This is a genomic window from Mycolicibacterium doricum (genome assembly GCF_010728155.1).
GTDB lineage: Bacteria > Actinomycetota > Actinomycetes > Mycobacteriales > Mycobacteriaceae > Mycobacterium > Mycobacterium doricum.
This window is the reverse complement of sequence record NZ_AP022605.1, coordinates 3,845,826-3,860,120: the sequence shown is the minus strand read 5'-3', so window position 1 is coordinate 3,860,120 and position 14,295 is coordinate 3,845,826. Positions and strand designations below refer to the sequence as shown.

The following is a 14,295-nucleotide window of genomic DNA, read 5'->3' as shown; positions in this document are numbered from 1 at the left end:
CCGCCACACTCGCCGGTCGCTGCCGGACCGTTACCCTCTAGGCTCAACGAACGTGCCGGACGACCTAGACGCCGCCGAAGACGACACGGCAACCGACGCCGAACTGCTGGCCCGTGCCGCGGTGGCGCTCAATCGCGATGGCGAAGTCCTGCGCGATATCGGCGCGGTGTTCGCTGCGGCCGGCCATACCTTGTATCTGGTCGGTGGCAGCGTGCGGGATGCGCTGCTCGGCAGGTTGGGCAGCGACCTCGACTTCACCACCGATGCCCGCCCCGAGGAGATGCAGGCCTTCCTCCGGCCGTGGGCCGACGCGCTGTGGGATACCGGCATCGAGTTCGGCACGGTGGGCGTCGGCAAGGGCGGCCACCGCCTGGAGATCACAACGTTCCGGGCCGACCGCTACGACCAGGTGTCGCGCAATCCCGTGGTCCGCTACGGCGACCGGCTCGAAGACGATCTGGTGCGCCGGGATTTCACGGTCAACGCCATGGCGGTGGCGGTCACGGCGACCGGCCCCGGCGAGTTCCACGACCCCCTGGGCGGTTTGGCCGCGCTGCGGGCCAGGGTGCTTGACACCCCGGCGGAGCCGGCGGTGTCGTTCGGCGACGATCCGCTGCGGATGTTGCGCGCCGCGCGCTTCGCCTCGCAGCTGGGGTTCGACGTCGCGCCGCGGGTACGGACCGCGGTGACGGAGATGGCGCCGCAGCTGGCCCGCATCACCGTGGAGCGTGTCGCGGCAGAACTGGACAAGCTGCTGCTCGGTGCCGATCCGGTGACGGGGATCGACCTGATGGTGCAGACCGGACTGGGAGACGTGGTGCTGCCCGAGGTCGGGGGAATGCGGATGGCCATCGACGAACACCACCAGCACAAGGACGTCTACTGGCATTCGCTGACGGTGCTGCGCCAGGCCATCGACCTCGAGGACGACGGCCCCGATCTGGTGTTGCGCTGGGCGGCGCTGTTGCACGACATCGGCAAGCCGGCGACGCGGCGCCACGAACCCGACGGCGGGGTGAGCTTCCACCACCACGAGGTGGTCGGGGCGAAGATGGCCCGCAAGCGCCTGCGCGCGCTGAAGTACTCCAAGCAGATGGTCGACGACGTCTCGCAGCTGGTGTTCTTGCATCTGCGGTTCCATGGTTACGCGGATCAGAACGGGGCGGGCAAGTGGACCGATTCGGCGGTGCGCCGCTATGTCACCGACGCAGGTCCGCTGCTGACCCGGTTGCACAAGCTCGTCCGCGCCGACTGCACGACCCGCAACAAGCGGCGCGCCGCCCGTCTGCAGGCCAACTACGACGACCTGGAACGCCGGATCAGCGAACTGGCCGAGAGGGAGGATCTGCAGCGGGTGCGGCCGGACCTCGACGGCAATGAGATCATGACGATCCTCGGCATCCCGGCGGGTCCGCAGGTGGGGGAGGCGTGGCGTCACCTCAAAGAGCTACGTCTCGACCGGGGCCCACTGTCACACGAGGAGGCGGTCGACGAACTGGTCAAGTGGTGGAACGCGAAGCAGTGATCCGGCGTCTGAACCGGTATGGAGTACTGCCTGGGTGATGCCGACGGATCGGCGACGATGTGGACGGCGGAACCGGACACCGACACCGACGGCGACGGGGTGTTCGACGCCGTGGGTCTGGACCTCGACGGTGACGGTCGGCTCGACGACGCGCTGGCCGACCGCGACGGCGACGGGCTGGCCGAACTCGCCGCGCGCGACCTTGACGACGACGATGCCGCCGAGGCCTTCTTCGGCGACGACGGGACGGGAACCTGGATGCTGAGCGTCGACCGCACCGGTCAGGTCCGCTGGTTCGGCCTCGACGGCGTCGAGCAGACCGGCGGTCCGCTGGTCGATCTCGACGCCGACGGGCAGGTCGACGACCGGCTCGTCGACAGTGACGGCGACGGGCTGGCCGATCGGGCGCTCGGTGGCGACACCGCCCATGTGGACACCGACGGCGACGGGCGCTGGGACGTCCGGTTGTCCGACGGGGACGGAGACGGTCGCGCCGACGCGGCGGCCGAAATGTAGCGCCGACCAGCACACCGTTTACGCGACGGTGTACCGGGCTACCGCTTGCGTATGACCGGCCCCGAAGTGCTCGCCGGCCGCTACGAATTGCGCGGGGTGCTGGGCCTCGGCGGGATGGCCGAGGTCCGCGACGGATGGGATGCTCGCCTCGACCGTGCGGTCGCGATCAAGTTGCTGCACCCGGCGATGCGGGCTCAACCGGACGTGCGCAGCCGCTTTGAAGCCGAAGCCCGCTCGGCGGCCGCTCTCACACACCCGAACATCGTCGCGGTGCACGACTACGGCGAGGATGACGGCACGCCCTTCATCGTCATGGAGCGGCTGCCCGGCCGCACCCTGGGTGACGTCATCGCTGCGGGCCCAATGTCGCCCGCCCAGGTGCGCTCGATGCTCGACGAGGTGCTCGCCGCCCTTGAGGTCGCCCACGCCGCGGGCGTGCTGCACCGCGACATCAAACCGGGCAACATCCTGCTGTCGGCCGACGCGAACACCCTCAAGGTCGCCGACTTCGGCATCGCCAAGACCGGCGGCGCCGCCCTCACGATGACCGGTCAGATCATCGGGACGCTCGCCTACATGAGCCCCGAGCGGGTCAGCGGGGCCCCGGCTTCGGTGGCCGACGATCTGTACGCCGTCGGGGTGATCGCATACGAGGCGCTGTTGGCTCGGCGCGCCTTCCCACAGGACAACCCCGCCGCAGTGGCCCGCGCGATCATGAGCGATCCACCGCCTCCGGTGACGGCGTTCCGTGCCGACGTCGACGTGATCCTCGCCGGTGTCATCGAGCGCGCGATGACGCGCGATCCCCGGCAGCGCTTCGGCAGCGCCACGCAGATGCGCGCCGCTCTCGCCGGGGATCAGAACGCCTTGTTCGGTGGGACGGCGCCGGTCACCCCGCCGCCGCGTCCCGCGACGCGGGTGCTCGCCGCGCCGCTGCCCCCCGCGACCGGCCCTGCACGCCATGGCCGATCACGGCGCACCCGCGCGCTGGCCGGTGGCGGTGCGGTGCTGGCCGCGTTCGCGATCGCGGCCGCTGCGCTGGCGATGGAACCGTTCTCGTCCCCGCCCGCGCCGACCCCGGTGAGCACCAGCACCAGCATCGCTGCGCCGCCGCCGCCGCCGACTCCGCCGCCGTCCCTGGTACCGGTCGTCGAAGAGCCCCAGGAGGGGTCGCCGAAGAAGCCGAAAAGCAACGGCAACGGCAACGGCAAGGGCAACGGCAGGGGCTAGCTCAGCTGCGGCCCAGCGCGGCGTGCAGCGCCAACCCGACGAGGTACACGCCGACCCCGGCGGCCGCCAGGCCCGGGGCGCGGCCGTCGGCGGGGACCACCGTCGCCGCCACCGCGATGGCGCCGATGAACGCCATCCAGAACAGCGAGTCCTGCACGGTGAAGACCTGGCCTCGCAGCGCATCATCGACGTCCACCTGCATCGCGGTGTCGGCGCACAGCTTGACGATCTGCCCGGCGGCGCCGAGCAGCGATCCGCAGATCACCATGACGGGCAGCCACAGCCCGACCGCCGCGAGTTGGAAGACGGCCGCCGCGACGAGTGCACCATTGGCGGTTCGGTATCGGCCCCAGCGGGTGATCAATGCCGGTGTCGCGACCGTCGCGAGGAACGAGCCGGCGCCCGTGGCGGCGACGAACAGCACCGCTGTGCCGAGCCCGGCGACGGCCGCGGTGTCGCTGTGCCGCACCAACATCAGCACGATCAGCGTGTTGAGCCCGAACACCACGCGGTGGGCGCCGAGGCCGGATAGCGTGGCCGCCACCGTGCGCACCGACAACACGGTCCGCGCGCCGTGTACCCACCCCGTCGCGACCGCGTAGGCGATCGAGCCGTGGACGGCGCGCACACCGTCGTCGGGGCCTAGGACGTGCGCGCTGAAGCGGACGGACAGCAGCAGCGCCAGTGCCACGGGCAGCGCGGCGATGAGGATGATCACCGAGGCCCCGGTGTCGTCGGCGCCGAATGCCCAGCGGGGTATCAGCATGAAGTTCGCGCCGACGAAGGCGGCGACCGCTCCGGTGGCCGCGGCGACGGAGTTCATCGCGACTACCTGATCACGTGGCACGACATGCGGCAGCGCCGCCGACAGTCCCGAGGACACGAAGCGGGTGAACCCGTTGACGATCAACGCACCCAACAGGATCGGCAGATCGCCGGCCCGCCCGGCGAGCAGTGCCGCCACCCCCAACACCAGAAGGAACCGCGCGGAGTTAGCCCCGATCAGGACCAGGCGGCGGTCCCACCGGTCGAGCAGCGCACCGGCGAACGGGCCCAGGACCGAGTACGGGAGGAACAGCACCGCGAAAGAGCCGGCGATCGCCCAGGGGTCGGCGGCCCGGTCCGGGTTGAACAGAATCGCCCCCGCCAGCCCGGCCTGGAACAGCCCGTCGCCGAACTGGCTCACGACGCGCAGTTCGAGCAGTCGCCAAAACTCGGGGAGCCTTCGTACCGACCGCCACACGGCGATGGGCGCACGAGCGTCGACCACGAGAGATCACGTCCTGTCCGGCACAAGGCTTCGCACAGCGGCGCCGGTCGCGCCGAGGTGCGCGGCACCGCACCCACAGTACAAATGTGACCGGGGACCGGGGTTGTCCGCCACATCGGCAGGGCGCCGGTGACATGATGGTGAATGTGGCGCAGTCAGAGGATCCGGAGGACTTCATCGCCCCCGCGGCACAGCGGGTCCGCGCTGGAACGCTGTTGCTCGCCAACACCGATCTGCTCGAGCCGACGTTCCGGCGCAGCGTTATCTACATCGTCGAACACAACGACGGCGGAACCCTCGGCGTGGTCCTGAACCGGCCGAGTGAGACCGCCGTCTACAACGTCCTGCCGCGGTGGGCGAAGCTGGCCGCCAAACCCAAAACGATGTTCATCGGCGGCCCGGTGAAGCGTGACGCCGCGCTGTGCCTGGCGACGCTGCGGGCCGGCGTGGAGTCTGCCGGTGTGCCGGGGCTGCGGCACGTGCAGGGGCGCGTGGTGATGGTCGACCTCGACACCGACCCCGAACCGTTGGCACCGGTGCTCGAGGGGGTGCGGATCTTCGCCGGATACTCCGGGTGGACCATCGGCCAGCTTGAGGGCGAGATCGAGCGCGACGACTGGATCGTGTTGTCGGCGTTGCCTTCAGACGTGCTCATTGAACCGCGGGTAGATCTGTGGGCACGTGTGCTGCGGCGTCAGCCGCTACCGCTGTCGCTGTTGGCAACCCATCCGATCGACGTCAGCCGCAACTAGAACACCGCACGACAGCAGGCAGCCTGCGCACTGCGCGTCGGCAGTCACCGCAGCTGTGGTGGCTTCGGTGCGGGCCACCACCTTCGCGCTCTGCCAGCAGCCGGCAGCGACTGTCGCGACGGCCCCGACACCGCAGGCGACGACCGCGAACCCACCCGTCTCCGGCGTAGCGGCCAACGCCACCACGCCACCGGCCGCCAACATCACCGCGGCCGCAACTTGGGTCGGCGCTACCGCCCGCAGGATCTGCTGACGGGGATCGGCAGAAGGCGGCCGCATCAGCAGCCACAGCCCGAGGGCGCTGACCGCGACGGCGGCACACAGGCACAGCACCCCAACGAAGACCATGACCCACAAGAATACGAGGCGGGATTTGTGGGCGCCCCCCGGGCGCCAGGCACGCCCGGGGGACGTCGTCTCAGGGCAGCCCGACGGGCTGCGGCAGCGGGGCCAATCCGGGTGCCGGCGGTACCGCGGGGGCCGGCGGGGGCGGCGCCACCGCGGGTTGCGCGGTGGGTGCGGTGACCTCGAACCCGGTGACGATCGCGTCGGTGGCGGCAGCGGCCGGGACCACCTGGTCGACGGTGGTCGTCACCGCCAATGACACCAGATAGCGGTCCGGTCCGGAGGACGCGATGACGTGCCTGCGGGAGGTGTTCAGCGTCATCGAGTTCTCCCGGTAGGTTCCCTCGATGAGCGAGGATGCCATCCCGTTGTGCGGGGCCAGCGACGCGTCGGTGGACCGCCACGCCGGCAGCATCTGGCTATCGATGAACCCGTGGCTGATCGCCTCGTCGGGATTGAAATCGCCGATCAGCTTGTAAACCTTGAGTTGTGCGTTCGACGAGTACAGCCCGTTACCGCCGACCCGGTCGGCGATCACCGCGAACGCCTCGGGGACGTTGGGATCGGGGACGTAGGCCCAGCCCCGCGGCATCGGCAGCGTGATGTTGAGCGCTTTGAAGTCGCGGGCCACCTGTGGCTGCATGGTGACGCCCTTGTCACGTAGGAACTCGGCGATCGTGCCGGACGAGGCCGGCATGATCGACGGGGCCGGGGCTGCCGGCGCTGCGATGGCGGCGGGCACCGTGCCCGCACTCGGGCTGATCACGGCACCGGTGATGCCAGGGGTCTTCGCCGACTCCGGAGCCGCCGTAGCCGCTGCGGCGGGACTGACGCCCACCGTGGTGGGCCCGGGTACCGGGGGTTGTGGGAAGACGGGTTCTGCCGTGGCGGTCGCACCGGCGAAGCCGACCAGTCCGGCCACGCCCGCGGCCACACCTCCTGCCAGAACCCGCCAGCGGCGGGCTTTCTCCATCATCGCCGCAATCCTTCTCCCGTGGTGGTTGGGCTCGTCACGCTCTGAGGTCAGGCGCCGACTGTATCCACGCGTCGATGGCGGTGACCAGGGCTGGAACCGACCTGGGACCAAGCCCTGACTTCGGCGCAACGCAACCGATACCGAGCCGTGTCGTGCGGGGGCCTCGACGGTGGCCGTGTGGGCACGCAAATGCCGCAAAAGTCTCCTTATACCCTGGTGCGGTGACCGAACCCCCGACTGCCCAGCCCGACGGGGCCGCCGCCGCCGCCGCCGCCCCGCAGCACCGGTACACCGCTGAACTCGCCGGGCAGATCGAAGGCGCGTGGCAGCGGACGTGGGCGGCTCAGGGCACCTTCAACGTGCCCAATCCGGTCGGTGAACTAGCCCCGCCGAACGGGACGGTCCCCGCCGACAAGATGTTCGTACAGGACATGTTCCCGTACCCGTCTGGTGAAGGTTTGCACGTCGGGCATCCTCTGGGCTACATCGCCACCGACGTCTACGCCCGCTACTACCGTATGACTGGCCGCAACGTGTTGCACGCGTTGGGGTTCGACGCGTTCGGTCTGCCCGCCGAGCAGTACGCGGTGCAGACCGGCACCCATCCGCGGACCCGCACCGAGGCCAACATCGTCAACTTCCGGCGCCAGCTGGGCCGGCTCGGACTGGGCCACGACACCCGGCGCAGCTTTTCCACGACCGACGTCGACTTCTACACATGGACCCAGTGGATCTTCCTGCAGATCTACAACGCCTGGTTCGACCGTGACGCCAAGAAGGCGCGCCCGATCGCCGAGCTGATCGGTGAATTCTCCTCCGGCGCCCGCACACTCGACGACGGCAGGCAATGGTCGGAACTGAGCGCCGGCGAGCGCGCCGACGTCGTCGACTCCTACCGGCTGGTCTACCGCGCGGACTCGATGGTCAACTGGTGTCCCGGCCTGGGTACCGTGCTGGCCAACGAAGAGGTCACCGCCGACGGGCGCAGCGACCGCGGCAACTTCCCGGTATTCCGCAAGCGGTTGCGGCAGTGGATGATGCGCATCACCGCCTACTCCGACCGTCTGCTGGAGGATCTCGACGTCCTCGACTGGCCGGACAAGGTCAAGACGATGCAGCGCAACTGGATCGGCCGCTCGACTGGTGCCAGCGTCAAATTCGACACCGTTGCCGGCGACATCGAGGTGTTCACCACTCGTCCCGACACGCTGTTCGGTGCGACGTATCTGGTGCTGGCGCCCGAGCATCCGCTGGTCGAGAAGTTGACGGCACAGCAGTGGCCCGAGGGTGTGGACAGCCGCTGGACGTTCGGCGCGGCGTCCCCGGTTGATGCGGTGACCGCCTATCGCGCGTCGATCGCCGCGAAGAGCGACCTGGAGCGTCAGGAGAACAAGACCAAGACCGGGGCGTTCCTGGGCGTATACGCGACCAATCCGGCCAACAGGCAGCAGGTTCCGATCTTCATCGCCGACTACGTGCTGGTCGGCTACGGCACCGGCGCCATCATGGGCGTGCCCGGTCACGATCAGCGGGACTGGGAGTTCGCGCGCGAATTCGGGCTGCCGGTCGTCGAGGTGATCTCCGGTGGAGACGTCACCGAGGCGGCCTACACCGGGGACGGCTCACTGGTGAACTCCGACTACCTCGATGGGATGGATGTGACCTCCGCGAAGGCGGCCATCACCGAGCGGTTGGCCGCCGACGGCCGCGGCCGGGCGCGCGTCGAGTACAAGCTGCGTGACTGGCTCTTCGCGCGGCAGCGATACTGGGGTGAACCGTTCCCGATCGTCTACGACAGCGAGGGCCGTCCGCATCCGCTTCCCGAGTCGGCGCTGCCGGTGGAACTGCCCGACGTCCCGGACTACTCGCCGGTGCTGTTCGACCCGGACGACGCCGACAGCGAACCGAATCCGCCGTTGAACAAGGCCACCGACTGGGTGCACGTGGAACTCGATCTCGGCGACGGTCTGCAGACCTACACCCGTGACACCAACGTCATGCCGCAGTGGGCGGGCAGTTCCTGGTACGAGCTGCGCTACACCGACCCGCTCAACAGGGAGGCGTTCTGCGCCAAGGAGAACGAGGCGTACTGGATGGGCCCGCGCCCGGCCGAGCACGGTCCGGACGATCCGGGCGGAGTTGACCTGTACGTCGGCGGGGTGGAGCACGCGGTGTTGCACCTGCTGTATTCGCGCTTCTGGCACAAGGTGCTCTACGACCTGGGCCACGTGAGCTCTCGGGAGCCCTACCGGCGGCTGGTCAACCAGGGCTACATCCAGGCCTTCGCCTACACCGACTCGCGCGGTTCGTACGTGCCGGCCGCCGAGGTCGTCGAGCGCGACGGGAAGTTCTTCTACGACGGCGCTGAGGTGTTCCAGGAGTTCGGCAAGATCGGTAAGAGCCTGAAGAACTCGGTGTCGCCGGACGAGATCTGCGACAACTACGGCGCCGACACGCTGCGGGTCTACGAGATGTCGATGGGCCCGCTGGAGGCGTCGCGGCCGTGGGCGACCAAGGATGTCGTGGGGGCGCACCGGTTCCTGCAGCGCGTGTGGCGGCTGGTGGTCGACGAACAGAGCGGTGCGGTTCGGGTGGCCAATCACGAGGCGCTCGACACCGACACGACGAGGATGTTGCACCGCACCGTGGCCGGCGTCTCCGAAGACTATGCCGCCCTTCGCAACAACACCGCCGCAGCCAAGCTGATCGAGTACACCAACCACCTCACGAAGAAGGGGGTTACGGCACGCGCGGCGATCGAGCCGCTGGTGTTGATGGTCGCGCCGCTGGCCCCGCATCTGGCCGAGGAACTGTGGCGACGGATGGGTAATGACACGTCGCTGGCGCACGGTCCGTTCCCGGTGGCCGACCCGCAGTATCTGGTGACCGACACGGTCGAATACCCGGTGCAGGTCAACGGCAAGGTGCGCAGCCGGATCACGGTCGCCGCCGACGCGGACGAGGACACGCTCCAGGCGGCGGCGCTGGCCGACGAGAAAGTGCAGGCGTTCCTGAACGGGGCGACGCCGAGGAAGGTGATCGTCGTCCCCGGCCGCCTGGTCAACCTCGTCGTCTAAGAGTTGACCCGTAACTAGCTAGCGCGGGCGGACGATCACCTCGTGGATGTGCGCATCGGCCGGCGCGTTGATCGCATCCGCGGTCACCCGAGCGACCGTCTCGGGGTTGAGGAAATCGGCGGCGTTGTACTCGCGGCGTTCGTAGGCCCGTAGGCCCTGCTGCATTTCGGTGGCGATCCGGCCGGGGTGCACGGACGTCACCCGCAGGCCGCCCTCGTCGTTGCGCAGCGAGTCGGCGAACGACCGCAGCGCGAACTTGCTCGCCGAGTACGACGCCAGGCCCGGTGAGGCGTTGATCCCCGACCCGGAGTTGATGAACACCACCTGACCGTCCGTCGCCGCGCGCAGGGCAGGCAGCACCGCCAAGGTGAGCGCGACGGCGCCGATCACGTTGACGTTCATGGTGGACCGCCACTCCTCGACGGTGGATTCGGCGACACGCGCCGGATACGCCACACCGGCGTTGTGGACGAGCACGTCGAGCTCGACGATCGGTTCGACGGCCGCCGGAATCGCATCGATGTCGTCGAAGTCGACCTCCCAGGTGGTGGCACCGAGCCGCTGCGCGACCTCGTCGAGTTGCGCCGACGGCCGCCCGGCCAGGAACAGGGTGTGGCTGGGTGCCAGAGCGGCCGCGATGGCCGCCCCCAGGCCGCGTCCGGCGCCTGTGATCATCGCGGTCGGCATTTCGCCAACCCTACCGACCTGCACGAAACGCCAAGAAGTCGCATGATTGGACGGATGCCCCTCGACCCGAGCTTCGCGCCCACACAACTGGCGGCCCGCGCCGCGTACCTGCTGCGCGGCAACGATCTGGGCACCATGACCACCGCGGCGCCTTTGCTGTACCCGCACATGTGGAGCTGGGACGCGGCGTTCGTGTCGATCGGGCTGGCGCCGTTGAGCGTCGAGCGCGCCGTCGTCGAACTCGACACGCTGCTCTCCGCGCAGTGGCGCAACGGGATGATCCCGCACATCGTGTTCGCCAACGGGGTGGACGGCTACTTCCCCGGCCCTGCCCGCTGGGCGACGTCCGCCCTGGCGGCCGACGCGCCACGCACGCGGCACACCTCGGGCATCACCCAGCCACCCGTGCACGCGATCGCGGTGCAGCGCATCCTCGACCACGCCCGCACCCGGGGACGGTCGACGCGCGCGGTGGCCGAGGCGTTCCTGGACCGCCGCTGGGGCGATCTGGTGCGCTGGCACCGCTGGCTGGCCGAGTGCCGCGACCAGGACGGACGCGGCCGCATCACGCTCTACCACGGCTGGGAGTCCGGCATGGACAACTCCCCGCGGTGGGATGCCGCCTACGCCAGCGTCGTCCCGGGTGCGGTGCCGGAGTACCAGCGCGAGGACAACGCGATCATTACCGACTCCACCCAGCGGCCATCGGACCTCGAGTACGACCGGTATCTGTGGCTGCTGGAGGAGATGAAATCCGCGCACTACGACGACCGTCTGCTGCCGAAGGTGATGAGCTTCGCCGTGGAGGACGTGTTCGTGTCGGCGATCTTCTCGGTGGCGTGTCAGGTGCTCGCCGAGATCGGTGAGGACCACAAGCGCCCGAACGCCGACGTGCGGGATCTCTACTCGTGGGCCGAGCGGTTCCGCGCCGGCGTCATCGAGACAACCAACGAGCGGACTGGCGCCGCAAGGGATTTCGACGTCCGCGCGGAGAGGTGGGTGGCCACCGAGACCGTCGCGCAGTTCGCCCCGCTGCTGTGCGGCGGCCTGCCGCATGACCGGGAACGGGCACTGCTGCGGCTGCTGGATGGCCCGCGCTTCTGCGGGCATCCCGACCTGAAGTATGCGTGCATCCCGTCGACGTCGCCGGTGTCGCGCGACTTCCGGTCCCGGGAGTACTGGCGCGGCCCGGTCTGGCCGGTGGTGACGTGGCTGTTCGCCTGGTGTTTCGCCCGGCGCGGGTGGGCCGAGCGCACCCGGTTGTTGCGGCACGAGGGGTTGCGCCAGGCCAGCGACGGTTCGTTCGCCGAATACTACGAACCCTTCACGGGGGAACCGCTGGGCAGCATGCAGCAGTCGTGGACCGCCGCGGCGGTGCTGGACTGGCTGGGTTGAGCCTAGCCCTCGTGCTGTTCGGCGAGGCGTTCCAACGGCGCCAACGCCTTGGCGAGCGTGTCGAGTTCCTCGTCGCTTAGTTTCGACAGCAGCGTGGCCAGGTGGGCGCGGCGGGTGGCGAGGGCCTCGCGGTGCTGAACCAGCCCCTCCGGGGTGAGCTCGACCAGCACCGCCCGCAGATCCGAGGGGTCGCGCGAACGTTTGACCAGTCCGAGCTTCTCGAGCCGGCGGATCGCGACGGTGGTGGTGGGTGTGCGGACACGTTCATGGGCGGCCAGCTCGGTCATCCGGATCGGGCCGCAGTCCAGCAAGGTCAACAGGATGGAGAGCTGGGCCAGCGTGAGGTCGCCGCCTTCGGTACCCCGATGCGCGTCGCCTCGCCGCACGACGGAGAACAGTCTCGACAGCACCCGCTGGAGATCACCTGCGAGCTCGGTGACCTGCGTATCTGCCATAGTTCGTCAGTCTAACGTGTCGGGGCCTGCCGGTTCGGCTTTGGCACTGATTCACAGCGCCCCTGCGACAGGAACCGCCGCAACCCTGGTCGGTCTGGGCGGCATCGAAGATCCTGCTCCGGCAATCCCGCCTCGCCGGCGGAACGCTACCGGCTGTCTCGCCAGCGGCACAGCGCCTCGGCCGCCGTCAGATCGTAGTCCGGGCCGTTGACGCCGACGGTCAGCAGGCTCACCCCGAGTCCGACAAGGCCCTCCGCCTCGGCGAGCATCGCCTCTTCGCCCATCTCGGTCACGCCGGAGGAGCGTTCGACGGCCGAGGGATCGCGCCCGACGTCGGCGCAGTGCCGGTCGAGGACCGCCGCCTTGCCGGGGTAGGTGCTGCGATCGGTGAAGCCGTGCCAGATGTCGGCGTACTGGGCGACCAGACGCAGCGTCTTGCGCTCACCCTGACCACCGATGAGGATCGGGATCTCACGCGTCGGTGCAGGATTGAGCTTCGCCAGCCTCGACTTGATTCGCGGCAGGGCCTGCGCCAGATCGTCGAGGCGGCTTCCGGCCGTGCCGAAGTCGTAGCCGTACTCGTCGTAGTCCTTCTGCTTCCAGCCCGATCCGATTCCGAGGATCAGCCGGCCGTCGCTGATGTGGTCGACCGTGCGAGCCATGTCGGCCAGCAGCTCGGGGTTGCGGTAGGAGTTACAGGTCACCAGTGCGCCGATCTCGATCCGGGAGGTCTGCTCGGCCCACGCGGCCAGCATGGTCCAGCATTCGTAGTGGGCGCCGTCCGGGTCGCCGTACAGGGGGAAGAAGTGGTCCCAGTTGAAGGCGATGTCGACGCCGATGTCCTCGCAGCGGTGCACCGCGTCACGGATGTGTCGGTACTGCCGTGAGTGCTGGGGCTGCAGCTGAACCCCGATGCGGACCGGATGTGTGGCAGAGGTCATCTCGCCACGGTAACTGCCGGGCCGGGACGGCGCCGGAACGCTCAGCCGAACCGCAGCTGAATGCGATGGTCCTCGTCGGTGACGTAGAAGGTCTGCGCGGACTCGACGGACAAGCCCTCGACGTTGCGCAGGCCGGGGAAGTCGCGGACCAGCTCCGCCTTCAATTGGGCGTCGGCGGCGTCGGCCGGCAGCGTGAACCGCCAGTGTGAACAGTGCGCGACCGCTCCCCCGGGATGGTCGTCGAGCAGCACCGAACCCTTGTCGGTCGCGTCGATCGAGCCGAGGATCGCGTCGTAGACGTCGTCGCCCGAATGCGACAGGGCACGGAATCCGACGAGCGCGTCGGACGGGGACACGCCCGCCAGTTCCCACACCCGCTCGACAGTCGGCGATGCGACCTCCCCGTCGAACATGGCGGGGACGCCGGACAACTCGACGAGAATCGGCTCGCCCGCTGCGGTCGTCGGGAAGCGCAGTGCCAGCAGGAGATTGCTGTTCGGGCGGAATGCCGCGCCCTCGATGTTGATCGGCACGTCACGTTCGGTCAGCCGGTCGACCCACGACTTGCTGCGCTGCGTTCCTCGTTCGATCGTGCGGGCGATGAACCGGGTGCGCACGGTGTCGCCCGGCGTGATCGCGACGACGCGGGAGGCGTCTAGTGCGTCGTTGATCAGCCGATGCAGTTTGAACCTGTTGCGTTGCACGACTATCGGTAGCTCGGACTCGGGCACCGCGCGGTCGATCGACTGTTCGTCGAAGCGGGCCAGGAACGCGCGCTTGGCCTGCAGCGGCCCCGCCTTGGATCCGTAGTGCGACCCGACCACGTAGACCCAGCCGTCGTGGCGTGCCACCGCCTCGGCGTCCTCGGTGCGGCCCTTCTCCTCGCCGGCGACAGCAGGCAACTGGTAGATCTCCCACCCGCTGTCGGGTGCCGCGCCGCGGGCGTGACCGAGCACCGCGACGCAGTCCTCGACCGAACCCTCGTCGAGCACGGTCCAGAATCCGAGATCCCATCCGTGGGCGTCGAGCAGCGCCTCGTTGTCGACGTGGACGAGGTCGGAGGCCTCGTTGCCCTCGTGGGCGAGGTCCACGGTGACAAGGCGGGTCGACGTCATCCGCCGAATGG

13 protein-coding genes are annotated in these 14,295 nt (G+C 69.2%); 6 read left to right on the top strand and 7 right to left on the bottom strand.

The window, feature by feature from the left end; all coding sequences use genetic code 11:
* The first annotated feature begins 52 nt into the window (after positions 1–52).
* Genes G6N07_RS18890 through G6N07_RS18880 form a run of 3 tightly spaced genes read left to right on the top strand, consistent with a single transcriptional unit; the run spans position 53 to position 3,271 of the window.
* Positions 53–1,525 (top strand): CCA tRNA nucleotidyltransferase, encoded by a 1,473-nt coding sequence (locus tag G6N07_RS18890; protein ID WP_085192501.1) that lies wholly within the window; start codon positions 53–55, stop codon positions 1,523–1,525.
* Between the two features lie 18 nt (positions 1,526–1,543).
* Positions 1,544–2,041 (top strand): pullulanase, encoded by a 498-nt coding sequence (locus G6N07_RS18885; protein WP_085192500.1) that lies wholly within the window; start codon positions 1,544–1,546, stop codon positions 2,039–2,041.
* Positions 2,042–2,092: 51 nt separating this feature from the next.
* On the top strand, positions 2,093–3,271 hold the full coding sequence (locus G6N07_RS18880; RefSeq protein ID WP_085192499.1) for a serine/threonine-protein kinase: 1,179 nt from the start codon (positions 2,093–2,095) through the stop codon (positions 3,269–3,271).
* 1 nt (position 3,272) lies between these two features.
* Here the strand turns inward: G6N07_RS18880 and G6N07_RS18875 are convergent, their stop codons facing one another.
* A complete protein-coding gene (locus tag G6N07_RS18875; RefSeq protein WP_085192498.1) occupies positions 3,273–4,541 on the bottom strand; it encodes an MFS transporter in 1,269 nt (422 codons plus the stop codon).
* A gap of 137 nt (positions 4,542–4,678) precedes the next feature.
* On the opposite strand from G6N07_RS18875, the gene G6N07_RS18870 reads away from it, so the two are divergent.
* Positions 4,679–5,293, top strand: a complete 615-nt coding sequence (locus G6N07_RS18870) for a YqgE/AlgH family protein (protein WP_179960054.1) — start codon at positions 4,679–4,681, stop codon at positions 5,291–5,293.
* Here G6N07_RS18870 and G6N07_RS18865 read toward each other — a convergent pair.
* Positions 5,243–5,641, bottom strand: coding sequence for a hypothetical protein (locus tag G6N07_RS18865; protein ID WP_085192497.1), 399 nt, complete (start codon positions 5,639–5,641; stop codon positions 5,243–5,245). The genes G6N07_RS18870 and G6N07_RS18865 overlap by 51 nt on opposite strands.
* Positions 5,642–5,711: 70 nt before the next feature.
* Positions 5,712–6,614 carry an LpqN/LpqT family lipoprotein gene (locus G6N07_RS18860; protein ID WP_085192496.1) on the bottom strand — a complete coding sequence of 301 codons (903 nt, stop codon included), beginning with the start codon at positions 6,612–6,614 and terminating at the stop codon, positions 5,712–5,714.
* Between the two features lie 221 nt (positions 6,615–6,835).
* Between G6N07_RS18860 and leuS the strand changes: the two genes are divergently transcribed.
* Complete coding sequence (gene leuS, locus G6N07_RS18855) at positions 6,836–9,691, top strand: leucine--tRNA ligase (protein WP_099050292.1); 2,856 nt, start codon at positions 6,836–6,838, stop codon at positions 9,689–9,691.
* 18 nt (positions 9,692–9,709) lie between these two features.
* Here leuS and G6N07_RS18850 read toward each other — a convergent pair whose 3' ends face one another.
* A complete protein-coding gene (locus G6N07_RS18850; protein WP_085192494.1) occupies positions 9,710–10,378 on the bottom strand; it encodes an SDR family oxidoreductase in 669 nt (222 codons plus the stop codon).
* A gap of 54 nt (positions 10,379–10,432) precedes the next feature.
* Between G6N07_RS18850 and ggh the strand changes: the two genes are divergently transcribed.
* The gene (gene ggh, locus G6N07_RS18845) at positions 10,433–11,773 is read left to right on the top strand and encodes a glucosylglycerate hydrolase (protein WP_085192541.1); all 1,341 of its coding nucleotides are present in this window, start codon (positions 10,433–10,435) and stop codon (positions 11,771–11,773) included.
* 2 nt (positions 11,774–11,775) lie between these two features.
* Here ggh and G6N07_RS18840 read toward each other — a convergent pair whose 3' ends face one another.
* From G6N07_RS18840 to G6N07_RS18830, 3 genes are all read right to left on the bottom strand, one after another.
* Positions 11,776–12,228, bottom strand: coding sequence for a MarR family winged helix-turn-helix transcriptional regulator (locus G6N07_RS18840; protein WP_085192493.1), 453 nt, complete (start codon positions 12,226–12,228; stop codon positions 11,776–11,778).
* A gap of 146 nt (positions 12,229–12,374) precedes the next feature.
* Positions 12,375–13,169: an LLM class F420-dependent oxidoreductase gene (locus G6N07_RS18835; RefSeq protein WP_085192492.1), complete on the bottom strand. Its 795-nt coding sequence runs from the start codon at positions 13,167–13,169 to the stop codon at positions 12,375–12,377.
* Positions 13,170–13,210: 41 nt separating this feature from the next.
* The gene (locus G6N07_RS18830; RefSeq protein ID WP_085192491.1) at positions 13,211–14,284 is read right to left on the bottom strand and encodes a hypothetical protein; all 1,074 of its coding nucleotides are present in this window, start codon (positions 14,282–14,284) and stop codon (positions 13,211–13,213) included.
* Positions 14,285–14,295 lie beyond the last annotated feature (11 nt).

Excerpts from the sequence above, each read along its gene's own strand:
- G6N07_RS18885 (WP_085192500.1), top strand. The coding sequence starts at position 1,544 with ATGGAGTACTGCCTGGGTGATGCCGACGGATCGGCGACGATGTGGACG.
- G6N07_RS18880 (WP_085192499.1), top strand. The coding sequence starts at position 2,093 with ATGACCGGCCCCGAAGTGCTCGCCGGCCGCTACGAATTGCGCGGGGTG.
- G6N07_RS18870 (WP_179960054.1), top strand. The coding sequence starts at position 4,679 with ATGGTGAATGTGGCGCAGTCAGAGGATCCGGAGGACTTCATCGCCCCC.
- G6N07_RS18865 (WP_085192497.1), bottom strand. The coding sequence starts at position 5,641 with ATGGTCTTCGTTGGGGTGCTGTGCCTGTGTGCCGCCGTCGCGGTCAGC.
- G6N07_RS18860 (WP_085192496.1), bottom strand. The coding sequence starts at position 6,614 with ATGATGGAGAAAGCCCGCCGCTGGCGGGTTCTGGCAGGAGGTGTGGCC.
- G6N07_RS18850 (WP_085192494.1), bottom strand. The coding sequence starts at position 10,378 with ATGCCGACCGCGATGATCACAGGCGCCGGACGCGGCCTGGGGGCGGCC.
- ggh (WP_085192541.1), top strand. The coding sequence starts at position 10,433 with ATGCCCCTCGACCCGAGCTTCGCGCCCACACAACTGGCGGCCCGCGCC.
- G6N07_RS18840 (WP_085192493.1), bottom strand. The coding sequence starts at position 12,228 with ATGGCAGATACGCAGGTCACCGAGCTCGCAGGTGATCTCCAGCGGGTG.
- G6N07_RS18835 (WP_085192492.1), bottom strand. The coding sequence starts at position 13,169 with ATGACCTCTGCCACACATCCGGTCCGCATCGGGGTTCAGCTGCAGCCC.
- G6N07_RS18830 (WP_085192491.1), bottom strand. The coding sequence starts at position 14,284 with ATGACGTCGACCCGCCTTGTCACCGTGGACCTCGCCCACGAGGGCAAC.